Here is a 15378-nt window from a genome sequence, read left to right as displayed (position 1 = left end):
CCCCACGCGAGGAGGCGTTCTGCGGATGGCGACGATCGGCGAGGTCGGCTGGCAGGTACTGCGCGCGCACGGGATCGACACCGTGTTCGGCAACCCGGGATCGAACGAGCTGCCGTTCCTGGCCACCATGCCCGAGGGGACCCGGTACGTCCTGGGCCTGCACGAGGGCGCGGTGGTGGGCATGGCCGACGGCTACGCCCAGGCCACCGGCGGGCCCGCGCTGGTCAACCTGCACGCGGCGTCCGGTTCGGGCAACGCGATGGGTGCGCTGACCAACGCCGTCTACTCGCACTCCCCGCTGGTCCTGACCGCGGGCCAGCAGGTCCGGGCGACGGTCGGCCAGGAGGTCATGCTGACCAACGTCGACGCCGCCGCGCTGCCCCGCCCGCTGGTGAAGTGGTCCGCCGAGCCCGCCGACCCGCAGGACGTCCCGCGGTCGCTGTCCCAGGCGGTGCACACGGCGCTGCTCGAGCCGCGCGGCCCGGTCTACCTCTCGGTCCCCTACGACGACTGGGCGCTCCCGGCCGGCCCGCACACCGCGCACCTGCCGGGGCGGCGGACGGTGTCCGCGGCCGGGCTGGACCCGGCGCAGCTCTCCGGGATCGCGGACCTGCTGGCGGCGGCGGAGAACCCGGTGCTCGTGCTCGGCCCGCAGGTGGACGCCGACCGCGCGAACGCCGACGCGGTCGCGCTCGCCGAGAAGCTGGCCTGCCCGGTGTGGGTCGCGCCGTCGGCGTCGCGGTGCCCGTTCCCGACCCGGCACCCGTCGTTCCGCGGGGTGCTGCCGGCCTCGGTCCGGGACGTGACACAGCGCCTCGCCGGGCACGACGTCGTGCTCGTCGCGGGGGCGCCGGTCTTCCGCTACCACCAGTACCTGCCCGACGACCTGCTCCCCGCCGGGACGCGGCTGCTGCACCTCACCGCGGACCCGGCCGAGGCCGCCCGGGCCCCGATGGGCGACGCCTGGGTCGCCCCGGTCGGCCCGGCGCTGGCCGCGCTCGCCGAGCGGGTGCCGGCGTCCGGGCGCCCGCCGCAGCCACCGCGCGCCCCGTTCGCCGAGCCCGCGACCGCGACCGGCCACGTCCCGCCGGAGCAGCTGTTCGCCCTGGTCCGCGACGCCGCCCCGGCCGGCGCGGTGCACGTCGTCGAGTCGACCTCGACCGCCGACGCGTACTGGGCCCAGGCCGACCTGTCCGATCCGGGCAGCCACCTGTTCCCCGCATCAGGCGGCCTCGGGTTCGGCCTGCCGGCCGCGGTCGGCGCGCAGCTCGCGCACGGCGACCGGCGCCGTGTCGTCGCACTCGTCGGGGACGGGTCGGCGAACTACGGGATCACCGCGCTGTGGACGGCCGCGCAGTACCGGGTCCCGGTGGTGTTCGTGATCCTGAAGAACGGCACCTACGGCGCGCTGCGCGGGTTCGCCGACCTGCTCGGCACCGGCGAGACGCCCGGGCTGGACGTGCCGGGCCTGGACTTCGTGAAGATCGCCGAGGGCTACGGGGTCCCGGCCGTCTCCGCCCGGGACGCGGACTCGGTCGCGGCCGCGCTGAAGGAGGCGTTCGACGCCGACGGGCCCCGGCTGGTCGAGGTGGTCACCGCGCCATGATCCGCGTCCTGGGCGTTCCGGTGCGTTCGGGTCACTCCTGAGCTCCCAGGACGCGGATCTTGCCTCGTCACCCCAGCAGGCCCGGCAGGTCCGCCACCCCGCCGACGACGTCGGTCGGGCCCGCGGCGGACAGCTCGTCGCGGGTCTGGGCGCCGGTCAGCACGCCCACGACCCGGCCGGCCCGGGCGTTGCGACCGGCCTCGACGTCGAGCACGGTGTCGCCCGCGGTCAGCACCCGGGCCGGATCGTCGACGCCGGTCAGCGCCATCGCCCGGTGGATCATCGCCGGGTCCGGGCGGCCGATCCCGACGTCCGCGGCGCACACCACACCGTCGAGCTCGGCTCGGAACTCCGGCGGCAGCGCGGCCAGCAGCGGGTCGGTGACCTGCCGGTCGAACCCGGTGGTGAGCACGACCGGGATCCCGGCGGTGCGCAGTGCGGCGAGCGCCGCGGGCACGCCCGGCAGCGGCCGCGGTGGGGTGGCGGCGTAGGCCTGCGCGAGCCGGGCGACGAACGCGTCGTGCAGGTCCTCCACCTCGGCGCGCCTGGTGAGCGCGGCCAGTGCCTCGCGCTTGTCGGCGCCCATCCAGCGGCGCAGCTCGGCGTCCGGCGGCGGGTGCCCGGCGTCGGTGACCACCTCGGCGAGCACCCGGTAGACGGCACCGCCCTCGTCCACGGTGGTCCCGGCGATGTCGAGAACGGCAAGAGACACGATCATGCTTCACTCCCCAGACGGCGGCGGACCAGCGCGGACAGCTGGTCGACGGCGACGATCAGCACCAGTACGACGAGGACGTGGGTCAGCATCTCGTCGAACCGGAACAGCTGGATCGACTGGTTGATCAGGAACCCGATGCCGCCGGCGCCGACCAGGCCGAGCACCAGCGACGAGCGGACGTTGACGTCGAACCGGTAGAGCAGCAGCCCCACCATCTGTGGGGTCACCGAGGGCAGCAGCGCGTGTGCCGCGACCTGCAGCCGTCCGGCACCGGCCGAGCGCAGCGCCGTCGCCGGGCCGGGATCGGCGTCCTCGATGGTCTCGGCCCACAGCTTGCCCATGACGCCGACGTTGTGGAACACCAGCGCCAGCACGCCCGGGAACGGGCCGAGCCCGACGGCCGTCACGAAGATCAGCGCGAAGACCACGTCGGGCACGGCCCGCAGGAACGACAGCAGCCCGCGGGCGGCCTGGTAGGCCGTCGGTCCGGGCGCGGTACCGCGTGCCGCGGCCAGGGCGAGCAGCAGCGCGAACGGGATCGACAGCGTGGTGCCGAGCAGGCCGACCCAGAGCGTCTCGAGAGCGCCCGTCAGGCTCGGGCCGAGCACCTCCCAGGACACGTCCGGCGGGATCGCCTCGGACAGGAACTGCCACATGCCGTCGGCGCCGTCGACCAGCGAGGCGAACGACATCTCGGTGCTCCGCCAGGCGATCACGTGCACCACGAGCAGTGCCGCGACGATCACCGTGGCCAGGGTGCGGGTGCGCGGCGGGCGCCGGCGCGGCGGGACAGGGACGCGGCGGACGCCGGTCTCGGTGACGGTCACGATGCGGTCTCCAGCTCGCGGGCGTCCGGGTAGAGGGCGCCGACGTCGGTGTGCGCCGGGCCTTCGATGGCGACGTGCCCGTCGCGCAGGCCGACGATCCGGTCGGCGTGCCGGGCGGCGAGCGCCGGCTGGTGCAGGACGGCGAGCACGGCCAGCCCGCCGGTGTGGGCGAGCTCGGTGAGCAGGCCGAGGACCTGCTCGGCGGCGGCCGGGTCCAGCGCGGACACCGGCTCGTCGGCGAGCAGCACCGGGGCCCGCTGGCACAGCGCGCGGGCGACGGCGACCCGCTGCTGCTGGCCGCCGGACAGCGATCCGGCCCGGTCGTGCGCCCGGTCGGCGAGCCCGACCCGGTCCAGGCAGCCCATCGCCTCCTCCCGCACCGCACGCGGGAACAGGGCCGGGACCAGTGAGCACCGCAGCGGCAGCCGGCCCAGCGCTCCGGCGCAGACGTTGTCGAGCACGCTGCGCCGCGCGACGAGATGGATGTGCTGGAACACGAGCGCGACGTCGCGCGGGCCGCGCGGGCGGCCGTCGACGAGCACCTCGCCGTCGGCGGGGGTCAATCCGGCGGCGGCGCGGAGCAGGGTGGACTTGCCGGAGCCGTTGGCGCCGAGCACGGCAAGCAGCTCCCCCGCGGTGACGTCGACGTCGACGCCGTGCAGCACCTCGCGGTCGCCGTAGCGCACCCGCGCGTCACGGACCGTGAGCATCGGGTCGGGCATCATTCCACGTCCTCTTCGGTCAGTCCGAGCTTCGCGGCGAGCTCGACGAGCGGGGCGTAGGTGTCGTGGGTGACGGGCACGAGCCGGCCGGGCGGAGTGACGTCGAGCAGCGCACCGACCTCGCCGACGGCCTGGGCGTCGAGGTTCAGCAGCGCGTCCGTGACGGCGGCCTTGAACTCGGGCTCCAGGTTGCCGCGCAGCGCGATCGGGTCGGTGGGGATCGGCGCGGACGTCCAGACCTGCCGGAACTTCGCCGGGTCGAAGGTCCCCGACTCCGTCGCGGACGCCAGCTGCTGGCTGTTGATCTGGGCCGCGTCGACGTGGCCGTTGGTCAGGGCGAGCAGTGCCTCGGGGTGGCCGCCCGCGTAGTCGACCCGAACGTCACCCTCGGCCAGACCGGCGTCGAGCAAGGCCTGGCGGGGCAGCGCGTCACCGGAGGTGGAGCCGACCGCGCCGAGGGCCAGGTCGCGGCCGCGCAGCTGCGTGACGTCGGTGATGTCGGAGTCGCGTGGTACCCAGATCCCGGCCGTGTAGGAGGCGAGCTCACCGTCGGCGGTGCCGAACGAGGCGACGGCCTCGGCGTCGGCGCGCTGCTCGGCGAACACGTAGCCGAGCGGGCCGAAGATGCCGAGCTCCAGCTGGTCGTTGCGCATGGCGAGGACCTCGGAGGAGTAGTCCTCGGTGATCTGGACGTCGACCGGGCAGTTCAGCCGGCGTTCCAGGGCGTCGCCGAGCACCTCGGCGGCCGGGATGAGCTTGGCGGGGTCCTCGAAGGGTGAGACGCCCATCCGGATCTTCCCGTCGGGACAGGTGACTGACCCGGCGGCGGCCGGTTCGGACGGTCCGCCGCAGGCGGTGAGGGTGAGCGTCGTGGCCAGCACGAGGCCGGCGAGCAGGCGTGGGCGCATCAGGGCTCCTGGGAGGCGATCAGGTCGAGGACGGCCGGGGCGAGGCCGAAGGCGGTGGTCATGCCGATGCCGGAGGTGACGGACACGGCCGTCGTCGCCGGGGCGGTGGGGTGGACGAGGAACTCGCCGGGTGCGTCGGCGTAGACGCCCTGCCAGCGGCTCACGACCCGCAGGTCGGTCCCGAGCAGGGCCCGGGTCTCGGCGAGCAGCAGGTCGTCGAGGGCCTCGTCGGTGAAGGGATCGGGGGTGCGGTCGTAGGTGTGGGTGTCGCCGACTACGAGGTCGCCGCCGGGCAGCTGGGTGAGCATGTGGTTGACCCCGGCGTCGAGCAGCTCGGGGCGTTCGGTGCGCCAGCGCTCGCGCAGGGCGCGGGCTCCCTCGGTGCCGGCGAGGGCGGGGTAGCGCAACATCGAGCTGCCGGTGAGCACCGCGGGCTCGACCGTGACCGGTGCCGTCGGGCGGAGCTGGAGTATCTGCAGGACGCAGCGGCGCAGGCCCGCCGCGTCGGCCGGCGCGGGGAACAGCCGGTCCAGGTCGTGGCCGACGCAGACGAGGACCTGCCGGGCCCGAACCTCTCCGCGGCCGGTGCGGACGACGACCGGGCCGTCGGCCGCGGTGCCGGTGAACCCGGACCCGCCGGACGCCGCGCCGGTGAAGGCGGACCTGTCGGAGGCCGCGCCGGTGGCCCCGGCTCGGCCGGCCGGGAGGTCGGTGCCGTCGATCCCGAGCACCGGGGTGCCGAAGCGGACCTCGGCTCCGGGCTGGGTGTTCAGCCAGGCGGCGATCGCGGCGACCGCCCGGCGTTGCTCGACCCGCAGGTCCCGCGGCAGGAACGCGCCCCCGTGCAGGCCCCCGGCGGCCACCGGGACCCGGCCGGTGACCTGCGCCGGATCGAGGAGCTCGACGTCGTCACCGCGCCCGGCGGCGAGCTCCTCCAGTGCGGCACGCTCCTCGGCACTGCGGGCGACGACGACGGTGCCGCACTCGGCGACCCCGAATCCCGCCCGTCTCCCGAGCCGCAGCCAGGTGTCCCGGCCCCGCAGCGCGTAGGTCAGCGCGTCGCCGGTCTGCGCGGTCAGGCAGCCGTGGCCGAAGTTGCGCACCGAGGCGCCGACGGCACGCTCGTCGCGGTCCAGCACGGTCACGGTCAGGCCGCGCGTCACCGCCTCCACCGCGTGGGCGAGGCCGACGACACCGGCCCCGACGATCACGAGATCACTCATCCGGGTCACGGTTCCGACCGTGGCAGCAGATTCCACAGCGGGCAACGACTTGTAGATACAAGCCAGTGGGTGTTCACCTGGCGTCTTCTTCAACGCCGTGCGCAGGGCCGCATCACTTGTACAGTCAGCTCCGTGGGCACTCCCTTACACCGGACGCTGGCCGACGAGCTGCGCGCCCGGATCCGCAGCGGCGCCATCGGGATCGGCGAGCTGCTGCCGTCCGAGGCGGAGCTGTGCCGGGAGTTCGCGACCTCGCGCGGACCCGTGCGCCAGGCGATGGCCGCGCTGCGCGACGAGGGTCTCGTCGGCGGCGGGCAGGGCCGGCGCCCGGTGGTGCTCGACGCCGTGCCGGCGCAGCCGTTCGAGTCGTTCCTGTCCTTCACCCGGCGCGCGGAGCTCACCGGGCACGTCCCGGGCCAGCGGCTGCAGGAGATCGCACTACGGCATCCCGACGCCACGGTGGCTGCGGCACTGCACCTGGAGCCGGGCGACTTCGCCGTCCAGCTGGTCCGGCTGCGCCTGCTCGACGACCGCCCGGCCATGCTCGAACGGATGACCTACATCGAGAAGGTCGGGCGCCCGCTGCTCGACGCCGACCTCGACGCCGGCTCGATCTACGCACTGCTCACCGAGCACGGGGTCGACCTGCACGCCGCCCGGCACACCTTCGACGCGGTGGCCGCCGACCAGCTCGACGCCGAACTGCTGGGCGTCGACGTCGGGCACCCGCTGCTGCGGGAACGGCGCCTGACCTGGAACACCGCAGGCGAGGTCCTCGAATGGTCGGAGGACCGCTACCGCCCGGACGTCGCCACGGTGACGATCACCAACACCCGCGGCGGCCGGGGCGCCGTCACCCGGGAGTGACAGCACGACACCGTCGCGCCGGGTAACTCGGCCCGCTCTCGGGTGCGACCGACCCGCACCCCCCCCCCGATGGCCCGAGATGCACGGTGTCGCCCCGAACAGGGCGAAAAGGTCCGCCTCGACCGTGCGCCGGCAACTGAGACGCACGTTCCCGCCCTGATCGGGGCGGAAGCGTGCGGCTCGATCGCGTAGCGCCAGCTCACCGGGAGCCGGGGCGCATCGGGCACCGGGCACCGGGCGCTCGGGACGTACCTGCCCCTCCGTCCCTCGTCAGGACACCCGAGCACACCCCGCGGATCCGAGACGCACGGTGCCGCCCTGCTCAGGGCGGAAAGGTGCGCCCCGATCGTGCGCCGACAGCTGAGCCGCACGTTTCCGCCCTGAGCAGGGCGGAAGCGTGCGGCTCGATCAGGAAGCGCCAGCGCCCGGGCACCGGAGGCCGGGGCGCTCAGGGGCGCACGGCTTGGCGGGGTGCGGCGCCCGGCGCGCCGGCGGCGGCGAAGGCGGCGTCGAGGTCCTCGAGCGGCCAGGGCCCGCCGACGAGCTCGGCGAACGGGAACCGGGCGTGCTCGGTGGCGAGGAACTCCACGGCCGCGGCGAGGTGGCGGGGCGCATAGTTGTGCACCCCGACGATCGTGTGCAGGCCGCGGACCGTCCGTTCCGGGTCGAGCGCCACTGCGGGGCCGGGTGACACCGAGCCGGCGAGCACCGCGGTCCCGCCGACGTCGAGGCTGTCGAGACAGGTTCGCACCGCCGGCGCCGCCCCGGACAGCTCCAGGGCCACGTCGAACGCGCCCGCGTCCGGGACCTCCACGGCGGCCGTCGCACCGAAGCGCAGCGCGCGCTCGCGCCGGTCGGCGTGCGGGTCGGCGGCGACCACCTCGGCACCCATCCGGGCCGCCATGGCGACCGCGGTCACCCCGAGCATCCCGGCCCCGGTGACCAGGACCCGGTCCCCCGGCCCGAGCCGCCCGGCCGCGTCGAGAACGGCCGCGTCGAGGACGGCCGCGACCGTGGCGGTGGCGCACGAGGCGGGTGCGGCGACGAGGTCGGGCACCGCGTCCGGGACGACGACGGTCGCCGTCCCGGGCGCGAGCACGCAGTGGGTGGCGAAGCCGCCGGTCAGCGGATGCGCCTCGTCGAGCGGTTCGTGACCGTATTTCAGCAGGTCGGTGCACTTCTGCGGGAGCCCGCGGCGGCAGCGACGGCAGTGCCCGCAGGAGGCGGCGACCGACCAGACGATCCGGTCCCCCACGAGCACCGGGGCTCCGTCGATGTGCCGCGGGCCCGGACCGCCGGGCGCGGCCCCAGCAGCCGTGGCCCCGACAGCCGTGTTCCCGACAGGGGTGCCTCCGACAGGGGTGCTTCCGACAGCTACCACCCGCCCGACCTGCTCGTGTCCGAGCACCCCCGGCACGGGCGAGGAACGGTGTCCCCGCGTCGTGTGCAGGTCCGAGCCGCACACCGTCGCCAGGTCGACCCGCACCAGCACCTCACCCGGCGCAGGCCGGGCCGGTAGCGCGGTGTCGACGAGCCGGAACGGCTCCCCCGTTCCGTCCCAGCGGGCGTAGCGGGCGGTCGCCACGGTCGTCGTCATGCGGTCACGGTCGCACCGGAGCGGCCCGCCGTCCACCAACTTGTATTGACAAGTCGGTGAACGGCGCGTCGGCCGTCAGGTCACGATGTGCTCCGGCCGGATCGGCACGCGCCGCAGCGCCTTCCCGGTGGCCGCCCGGATCGCCGCGGCCACCGCGGGCCCGCTGGAGATGGTCGGCGGCTCGCCGACCCCTCGCACGCCGTACGGAGCGTGCGGGTCCGGGTTCTCCAGCACCTCGATCCGCATCGGCGGGGTGTCGAGCACGGTCGGGATGAGGTAGTCGGTGAACGACGGGTTGCGCACCTGCCCGTCGGTCACCAGCACCTCCTCCATCAGCGCCAGGCCCATTCCCTGCACCGACCCGCCCTGGATCTGGCCGAGCACGGCGTCCGGGTTGATCGCCTTCCCGACGTCCTGTGCGGTGTCCAGGGCGATCATCTTGACCAGGCCCAGCTCGACGTCGACGTCGACCACCGCGCGGTGCGCGGAGAACGCGTACTGCACGTGCGCGTCGCCCTGCCCGGTCTCCGGGTCCGGCTCGGCGGTCGGCCGGTGCCGCCACTCGGTGGTCTCCTCGACCGCGCTGTCGCCCAGCACGTCGGCCAGCCCGGCGAGGACCTCGCCACCGGCGGCGACGACCTTGTCCCCCTCGAGGCGCAGCGACCCCACCGGTACCCCGAGCGTGCCGGCGGCCCGCTGGAGCACCCGGGCCCGGACCAGTTCGCACGCCGCGCGCACGGCGCCGCCGGTGACGTAGGTCTGGCGCGACGCCGACGTCGATCCCGCGGACCCGATCGTGGTGTCGGCCGGCTCGACGACGACCCGGCTCACCCCGAGCTCGGTGCGGGCGATCTGGGCCTGCACCGAGACCAGTCCCTGGCCGACCTCGGCGGCCGCGGTGTGCACCGAGGCCACCGGCTCGCCACCGGCCACCGAGAGCCGGACCCGGGCGGTGGAGTAGTCGTCGAAGCCCTCGGAGAAGCCGATGTTCTTGTAGGTGACCGAGTAGCCGATCCCGCGCCGGACGCCCTCGCCGTGCGTGGTGTTCCCGACGCCGCCGGGCAGCTCGAGCAGGTCGTCGCCGCGATCGCCGGGCAGCGGCATGTCCCGGACCCGGCGGATCAGCTCGGCCACCGGCGCCGCGGAGTCGATCGTCTGCCCGGTGATGTTCGGGTCGCCCTCGCGCATCCCGTTGCGGGCACGCAGCTCGACCGGGTCGGCACCGACCCGCTCGGCGAGGGCGTCCATCAGGTACTCGTGCGCGAACGCGGCCTGCACGCAGCCGAAACCGCGCATCGCCCCGCACGGCGGGTTGTTCGTGTACACGCCGCGGGCGACGACGTCGACCACCGGGAACCGGTACGGGCCCAGCCCGAGCGTCCCGCCGTTGCCGACGACGGCGCCGGTCGAGGACGCGTAGGCGCCGCCGTCGAACAGGATCTCGGCCTTCCCGTAGCGCAGGGTGCCGTCGTCGTCGGCGCCGAACTCGTAGCGCAACCAGGCCGGGTGCCGGTGCACGTGCCCGAAGAAGGACTCCTCGCGCGAGTAGCTCATCTTCACCGGCTTGCCGGTGCGCAGTGCCAGCAGGCAGGCGTGCACGTGCATCGACAGGTCCTCACGACCGCCGAACGCGCCGCCGACGCCGGCCAGGTGCAGCCGGGCCGCGTCCGGGCCGATGCCCAGCACCCGTTGCACCTGCTGCTGGTCGGTGTGCAGCCACTGGGTGGCCACGTAGAGGTCGAGACCACCCTCGCCGTCCGGCACGGCGAGCCCGGACTCCGGACCGAGGAACGCCTGGTCCTGCATGCCGACCTCGAACTCGCAGGCCACCACGACCGGTGCGTCGGGGATCGGGCCGCCGCGCCGGACAGGTAGCTCGCGGACCACGTTGCCGGTGGGGTGCGAGGGATGCAGCAACGGGGTGTCCGGGTCCAGCGCGCGGCGCGGGTCGGTGAGTGCGGGCAGCACCTCGTACTCGACGGCGATCACCGCGGCGGCCCGCCGCGCGGTCTCCGGATGGTCGGCGGCGACCAGCGCCACCGGCTCCCCCTGGTACCGCACGACGTCCTCGGCCAGCGCCGGCTGATCCTGGTGCTCCAGGCCGGTCCGGTTCACCCCCGGTACGTCGTCGGCGGTCAGCACCGCGTCCACGCCGGGCATCCGCAGCGCGGCGGTGGTGTCGATCGAGACGATCCGGGCGTGCGGGTGCGGGCTGCGCAGGGTCACGCCCCAGCACATGTCCTCGTGCCAGAGGTCCGAGGAGTAGGCGAACTCGCCGGTGACCTTGAGCGTGCCGTCCGGGCGCAGCGGGCTGTCGCCGATCCGGCCGGTGGTGGCCGAGGTGCGGTCGCCGGCCACGGTGGTCGACGGTGGCGCGGTGCGCGATGTCGTGGTGGTGGTCATGTTGCCTTCTCCAGCAGGTCGCGGTGGACCGCCGCGCACGCGGCGGCGACGGCCTCGGTGTCCACGGTCAGCACCTCGTCGTGCTCGACGACCGGGCGGCCGCCGACCAGCAGCAGCTCCAGCGGCGGCGGCGAGCCGAGCACCAGCGCCGCCACCGGGTCGGCGACGTCGGCGTGGGCGAGCCCGTCGAGCCGCCAGAGCGCGAGATCGGCGAGCTTGCCGGGTTCGATCGAGCCGATCTCGTCGTCGCGCCCGAGCACCCGGGCCCCGCCGAGGGTGCCCATCTCCAGTGCCTCGCGAACGCCGAGCGCGGTGGGCCCGCCCACGGCCCTGGCGAACAGCAGGGAGTGGCGCACCTCGTCGAGCATCAGGGAGGACTCGTTGGACGCGGCCCCGTCCACCCCGAGCCCGACGACCGCTCCGGCGTCGCGCAGGTCCCGGATCCGGGCGATACCGGCGCCGAGGCGTCCGTTCGAGGTGGGGCAGTGCGCGACGCCGGTGCCGGTCGACCCGATCGCGCGCACCGCGTCGTCGTCGAGGTGCACGGCGTGCGCGAACCACACGTCCGGGCCGGTCCAGCCCAGATCCGCGACATACTCGGTCGGCGTGCAGCCGAACCGTTCCCGGCAGAAGTCCACCTCGTCGCGCGTCTCGGCCAGGTGGGTGTGCAGCCGCACGCCCAGCTCCCGGCCCAGCTCGGCCGAGGCCCGCATCAGCTCGCCGGTCACCGAGAACGGCGAGCAGGGCGCGAGCGCGACCCGCACCATCGCCCCCGGCGCCGGGTCGTGCCAGCGCTTGACGGCCTCGGCCGACGCGGTCAGCACCGCGTCGAGGTCCTCGACGACGTGATCCGGCGGCAGCCCACCCGCGCTGCGCCCGAGGTCCATCGACCCGCGGGTCGGGTGGAACCGCAGGCCGACCTCGCCTGCTGCCGTGACCAGCGCGCCGAGCAGGTCACCGCCCTCGCGCGGGAAGACGTAGTGGTGGTCGGTGGAGGTGGTGGTGCCGGAGCGGGCGAGGTGGGCCAGCGCGCCGGTCGCCCCGGTGCGCACCGCGTGCTCGTCGATCCCGGCCCAGACCGGATAGAGCGTGCGCAGCCACTCGAACAGCGTCGCGTCCACGGCCAGACCACGGGTGACCCACTGGTAGAGGTGGTGGTGGGTGTTGACCAGGCCCGGGGTGAGCAGGCAGCCGCGGCCGTCGACGACCCGGTGCTCGCCGTCCGGGCGCGGCGCCGGGCCCGGCCCGACGGCGGCGATCCGGTCCCCGTCGATGACGACGTGGCCGTCCGGGTACTCCCGCCCGGAGACGGTGACGACGTGCGCGCCCTCGATGACGATCACCGCGAACCCCCGGTGGCATCGGCGGCGCTGCGCACGGCATCGAGGATCTTCTCGTAGCCGGTGCACCGGCAGAGGTTCCCGGCCAGGGCCTCCCGGATCTCCGGGTCCGACGGCTGTGGGTTCCGCTCGAGCAGGTCGTGCGTACTCACGATCAGGCCCGGGGTGCAGAAGCCGCACTGCACGGCGCCGTTCTCGACGAAGGCCCGCTGCACCGGGTCCAGCTCGCGCTCGTCGCCGGAGCCCTCCGCGAGTCCCTCCACGGTGGTGACCTCCCGCCCGGCGGCCTGCCCGGCCGCGACCAGGCAGGCACACACGGTCGTCCCGTCCAGGTAGACGGTGCAGGAGCCGCACTCGCCCTGCTCGCAGGCGTTCTTCGAGCCGGGCAGCCCGAGCCGCTCGCGCAGCAGGTACAGCAGGCTCTCCCCGGGCCAGACGTCGTCGGCGTCGCGGCCGGCGCCGTTCACGGTCAGCTCGATGCGCATCAGGCGGCCCTCTTCTCGGTGCTGCGGTAGGTGTTCCAGGCCCAGGTCAGGGTGCGGCGGGCGAGTACGGCCAGCACATGCCGGCGGTAGTCGGCGCTGCCACGGACGTCGTCGATCGGCGAGGCCGCGGCCCGGACCCGGTTGCCGAACTCGGTGACCAGCGACTCGGGCAGCGGGCCGCGGGACTCCCACAGCCCGGCGGCACCCAGCTCGCCGGCCAGGAACTCCTCGGCGTCGGTTGCCCGGCGCGGGGTCGGTGCCGCGGAGCCGATCCCGGTCCCGACCCGGTTCTGCTCGGGGTGCAGGGCCAGCGCGAACGCGGTCACCGCGATCACCATGGCGTTGCGCGGACCGATCTTGGCGAACTGCTGGGGCCCGGTCGCCGGGGCGATGTGCACGGCGGCGATCAGCTCGTCCGGTTCCAGGACCGAGCGCTTGGGCCCGGTGAAGAACTCCGCCACCGGCACCCGGCGCACCCCGCGGACCGACGCGATCTCGACCTCGGCGCCGGAGGCGAGCAGCGGCGGGTGGCAGTCCCCGGCCGGGGACGCCGAGCCCAGGTTGCCGCCCGCGGTGCCCCGGTTGCGGATCTGCGGGGACCCGACGGTGCGCGCCGCCATCGCCAGGCCCGGCAGCTCCGTACCCAGCTCGGTGATCATCCGGGCGTACGGGACGCCGGCGCCGAGCCGGATCCGCCCGTCCACCCGGTCGACGGCGGCGAGCTCGGGCACCCGGGTCAGGTCCAGCAGGGCGGGCGGGCGACGCCGGTCGAAGTTCATCTCGACCATCAGGTCGGTGCCCCCGGCGACCGGGACCGCGTCCGGGTGCGCGGCCTTCACCGCCAGGGCCTGCTCCCAGGTCGTCGGTGCGTGGAAATCCATGGACACGATGCAACCGCGTCCCGGTCACCGCCAGAAGTCCCCGCGCGGACGAATCGTGTCCCAGCTCACGTCCCCCCGTTGTAGGTTCCTCCAATGCTGCTCTCCGAGCTGGTGGCCCGGCGCGAGCTCGGCCTGCGTGTCCTGCACGGTCGCGCGGCCGATCTGGACCGTTCGGTGCGCTGGGTCTACACCACCGACCTGCCCGATCCGTCGCGTTACCTGGGCGGCGGCGAGCTGGTGGTCTCCGGGCTGGTGTGGCGCCGCAGCGCCGCCGACAGCGAGCAGTTCGTCGCCGCGGTCGCCGCGGCCGGCGCGGCCGCGCTGGCCGCGGGCGAGGCGGTGTTCGGGGAGGTGCCCGCCGACGTCGTCGACGCCTGCCGGCGGCACGACCTCGTGCTGGTCGCCGTCCCGGAGCACGTGTCGTTCGGGGCGGTGACCGAGACCGTCGTCGGAGCGCTGTCCGCGGCCCGCGGCGACCGGCTCGCGCACACCCTGGGCCGGCACCGGCGGCTGCTCGCGGCGTTCGCCGGGGGCGCCGAGCTGGCCGACCTCGCGGGGACGGTGTCGGCCGCGACCGGGCTGACCTGCCGGGTGCTGACGGCCGGGGGCGGCCTGCTGGCCGGGCCGCCGCTGCCCGACGAGCAGCGCGATGCCGTCGTCGCCGCGTTCCTGACCGCCGAGCGGCTGCCGGTGCGGGCGGGGCGGCACCTGCTCGTCCCGGCCGCCCCCGGGACGGCCCGGTCGACGAGCTGGCTGGTCGCGGCCGAGTCCCCGCCGGGCTCCGGGCCCGGCACCGGAACCGATACCGGGCGCGGGACCGGGGGCGGGAGCGGGAGCGGGAGCGGCAGCGGCAGCGGCAGCGGCAGCGGCAGCGGCAGCGGCAGCGGCAGCGGCAGCGGCAGCGTGGTCGGCAGCGAGCCCGGCGCCGAGGCGACCGACGCCGTCGGTGAGCTCGCCGCCATCGCCGCGCTCGACCGGTCCCGCCGCCGCGAGGGCGCCGCGGTGGCCCGGACCATCACCGACGACGCGCTCGCCCGGATCGCCCGCGGGGAGGGCGACCGGCCCGAGACGCGGGTCCGGCTGCGGCAGGCCGGCGTGGAGCCGGACGGCACGCTCGTCGTGCTGGTACTGCGCGCCGACGACGCCCCGGATCCGGCCGGGGCCGCCTACACGTTGCTGGTGGACGCCCTGGTCGGGGCCGGTCCGGCGGCGGTCGGGGTGCACGACGGGATCGCCGTCGCCGTGCTGGCCGTTCCCGGGGACCAGGAGGGCGCCGACCCCGTCGCGGCCGTGCTCGCGGCGCTGCGCCGGCTCGGGCCGGGTCTGGCGGGCCGGCGGCTGCACGCGGGCGTCTCCCGGCCGTCGGCGGCGGACGCGCTCTCCGGTGCGCTCGGCGAGGCCGGGCACGCCGCCGGGCTGGCCGCGACCCGGCCCGGCCCGGTCACCTCCGCCCGGGCCGGGGAGATCACCTCGCACGTGGTGCTGCTGGCCGGCGTGCCCGACGACGTCCGCCGCGGGTTCGCCGCGCAGGTGCTCGGTCCGGTCCTGGACCACGACGCGCGCTCCGGGACCGGGCTCGCCGAGACCTTGGCGACGTTCCTCGACGAGTCCGGATCCTGGAGCCGCACCGCGGCCCGCCTGCACCTGCACGTCAACACGGTGCGGTACCGGATCGGGCGGGTCGCGGAGCTCACCGGGCGCGACCTCAGCTCGTTCGCCGACCGCGTCGACCTCTACCTGGCGCTGCGGTCCCGCTGATACCTGGCGCTGCGGTCCCGCTGACCGCGATGAACGGACATCC

General features: G+C 75.3%; 13 protein-coding genes. 3 read left to right on the top strand and 10 right to left on the bottom strand.

Annotated features, from left to right (window positions below; genetic code table 11):
- Positions 1-25 precede the first annotated feature (25 nt).
- Positions 26-1606, top strand: a complete 1581-nt coding sequence (mdlC, locus tag JOF36_RS18370; RefSeq protein ID WP_210028222.1) for a benzoylformate decarboxylase — start codon at positions 26-28, stop codon at positions 1604-1606.
- A 67-nt stretch (positions 1607-1673) separates the two neighbouring features.
- On the opposite strand, the gene JOF36_RS18365 is transcribed toward mdlC, so the two are convergent.
- From JOF36_RS18365 to JOF36_RS18345, 5 genes are read right to left on the bottom strand one after another with little or no spacing between them, the layout of a single operon-like run.
- Positions 1674-2324 carry a phosphonatase-like hydrolase gene (locus tag JOF36_RS18365; protein WP_210028220.1) on the bottom strand — a complete coding sequence of 217 codons (651 nt, stop codon included), beginning with the start codon at positions 2322-2324 and terminating at the stop codon, positions 1674-1676.
- A complete protein-coding gene (phnE, locus tag JOF36_RS18360; RefSeq protein WP_210028219.1) occupies positions 2321-3151 on the bottom strand; it encodes a phosphonate ABC transporter, permease protein PhnE in 831 nt (276 codons plus the stop codon). Before phnE ends, JOF36_RS18365 begins: the two co-directional genes overlap by 4 nt.
- Complete coding sequence (locus JOF36_RS18355) at positions 3148-3873, bottom strand: phosphonate ABC transporter ATP-binding protein (RefSeq protein ID WP_245350895.1); 726 nt, start codon at positions 3871-3873, stop codon at positions 3148-3150. Before JOF36_RS18355 ends, phnE begins: the two co-directional genes overlap by 4 nt.
- Positions 3873-4781 carry a phosphate/phosphite/phosphonate ABC transporter substrate-binding protein gene (locus tag JOF36_RS18350; protein WP_210028217.1) on the bottom strand — a complete coding sequence of 303 codons (909 nt, stop codon included), beginning with the start codon at positions 4779-4781 and terminating at the stop codon, positions 3873-3875. Before JOF36_RS18350 ends, JOF36_RS18355 begins: the two co-directional genes overlap by 1 nt.
- On the bottom strand, positions 4781-6004 hold the full coding sequence (locus JOF36_RS18345) for an FAD-dependent oxidoreductase (protein WP_245350894.1): 1224 nt from the start codon (positions 6002-6004) through the stop codon (positions 4781-4783). Before JOF36_RS18345 ends, JOF36_RS18350 begins: the two co-directional genes overlap by 1 nt.
- 132 nt (positions 6005-6136) lie before the next feature.
- On the opposite strand from JOF36_RS18345, the gene JOF36_RS18340 reads away from it, so the two are divergent.
- Positions 6137-6871, top strand: a complete 735-nt coding sequence (locus JOF36_RS18340) for a GntR family transcriptional regulator (protein ID WP_210028216.1) — start codon at positions 6137-6139, stop codon at positions 6869-6871.
- A 448-nt stretch (positions 6872-7319) separates the two neighbouring features.
- Here the strand turns inward: JOF36_RS18340 and JOF36_RS18335 are convergent, their stop codons facing one another.
- The 5 genes from JOF36_RS18335 to JOF36_RS18315 all read right to left on the bottom strand — a co-directional run bounded on the left by JOF36_RS18335 (position 7320) and on the right by JOF36_RS18315 (position 13577).
- The gene (locus JOF36_RS18335; RefSeq protein WP_210028215.1) at positions 7320-8468 is read right to left on the bottom strand and encodes a zinc-binding dehydrogenase; all 1149 of its coding nucleotides are present in this window, start codon (positions 8466-8468) and stop codon (positions 7320-7322) included.
- Between the two features lie 75 nt (positions 8469-8543).
- Entirely contained in the window at positions 8544-10871 is a 2328-nt protein-coding gene (locus JOF36_RS18330; protein WP_210028214.1) for a xanthine dehydrogenase family protein molybdopterin-binding subunit, read from the bottom strand.
- A complete protein-coding gene (locus JOF36_RS18325; protein WP_210035880.1) occupies positions 10868-12211 on the bottom strand; it encodes an 8-oxoguanine deaminase in 1344 nt (447 codons plus the stop codon). The genes JOF36_RS18330 and JOF36_RS18325 overlap by 4 nt, the downstream gene beginning before the upstream one ends.
- On the bottom strand, positions 12211-12696 hold the full coding sequence (locus tag JOF36_RS18320; protein ID WP_210028213.1) for a (2Fe-2S)-binding protein: 486 nt from the start codon (positions 12694-12696) through the stop codon (positions 12211-12213). The genes JOF36_RS18325 and JOF36_RS18320 overlap by 1 nt, the downstream gene beginning before the upstream one ends.
- Complete coding sequence (locus JOF36_RS18315; RefSeq protein WP_210028212.1) at positions 12696-13577, bottom strand: FAD binding domain-containing protein; 882 nt, start codon at positions 13575-13577, stop codon at positions 12696-12698. The genes JOF36_RS18320 and JOF36_RS18315 overlap by 1 nt, the downstream gene beginning before the upstream one ends.
- A gap of 93 nt (positions 13578-13670) precedes the next feature.
- Between JOF36_RS18315 and JOF36_RS18310 the strand changes: the two genes are divergently transcribed.
- A complete protein-coding gene (locus JOF36_RS18310; RefSeq protein ID WP_245350893.1) occupies positions 13671-15335 on the top strand; it encodes a PucR family transcriptional regulator in 1665 nt (554 codons plus the stop codon).
- The last annotated feature ends 43 nt before the right edge of the window (positions 15336-15378 follow it).

This window comes from Pseudonocardia parietis (genome assembly GCF_017876315.1).
In the GTDB taxonomy this organism is placed as follows: domain Bacteria; phylum Actinomycetota; class Actinomycetes; order Mycobacteriales; family Pseudonocardiaceae; genus Pseudonocardia; species Pseudonocardia parietis.
The sequence above is the reverse complement of the archived record's forward strand: the minus strand, read 5'-3'. Positions and strand labels throughout refer to the sequence as shown.

Excerpts from the sequence above, each read along its gene's own strand:
- JOF36_RS18365 (WP_210028220.1), bottom strand. The coding sequence starts at position 2,324 with ATGATCGTGTCTCTTGCCGTTCTCGACATCGCCGGGACCACCGTGGAC.
- mdlC (WP_210028222.1), top strand. The coding sequence starts at position 26 with ATGGCGACGATCGGCGAGGTCGGCTGGCAGGTACTGCGCGCGCACGGG.
- JOF36_RS18335 (WP_210028215.1), bottom strand. The coding sequence starts at position 8,468 with ATGACGACGACCGTGGCGACCGCCCGCTACGCCCGCTGGGACGGAACG.
- JOF36_RS18355 (WP_245350895.1), bottom strand. The coding sequence starts at position 3,873 with ATGCCCGACCCGATGCTCACGGTCCGTGACGCGCGGGTGCGCTACGGC.
- JOF36_RS18330 (WP_210028214.1), bottom strand. The coding sequence starts at position 10,871 with ATGACCACCACCACGACATCGCGCACCGCGCCACCGTCGACCACCGTG.
- JOF36_RS18310 (WP_245350893.1), top strand. The coding sequence starts at position 13,671 with ATGCTGCTCTCCGAGCTGGTGGCCCGGCGCGAGCTCGGCCTGCGTGTC.
- JOF36_RS18345 (WP_245350894.1), bottom strand. The coding sequence starts at position 6,004 with ATGAGTGATCTCGTGATCGTCGGGGCCGGTGTCGTCGGCCTCGCCCAC.
- JOF36_RS18315 (WP_210028212.1), bottom strand. The coding sequence starts at position 13,577 with ATGGATTTCCACGCACCGACGACCTGGGAGCAGGCCCTGGCGGTGAAG.
- JOF36_RS18350 (WP_210028217.1), bottom strand. The coding sequence starts at position 4,781 with ATGCGCCCACGCCTGCTCGCCGGCCTCGTGCTGGCCACGACGCTCACC.
- JOF36_RS18320 (WP_210028213.1), bottom strand. The coding sequence starts at position 12,696 with ATGCGCATCGAGCTGACCGTGAACGGCGCCGGCCGCGACGCCGACGAC.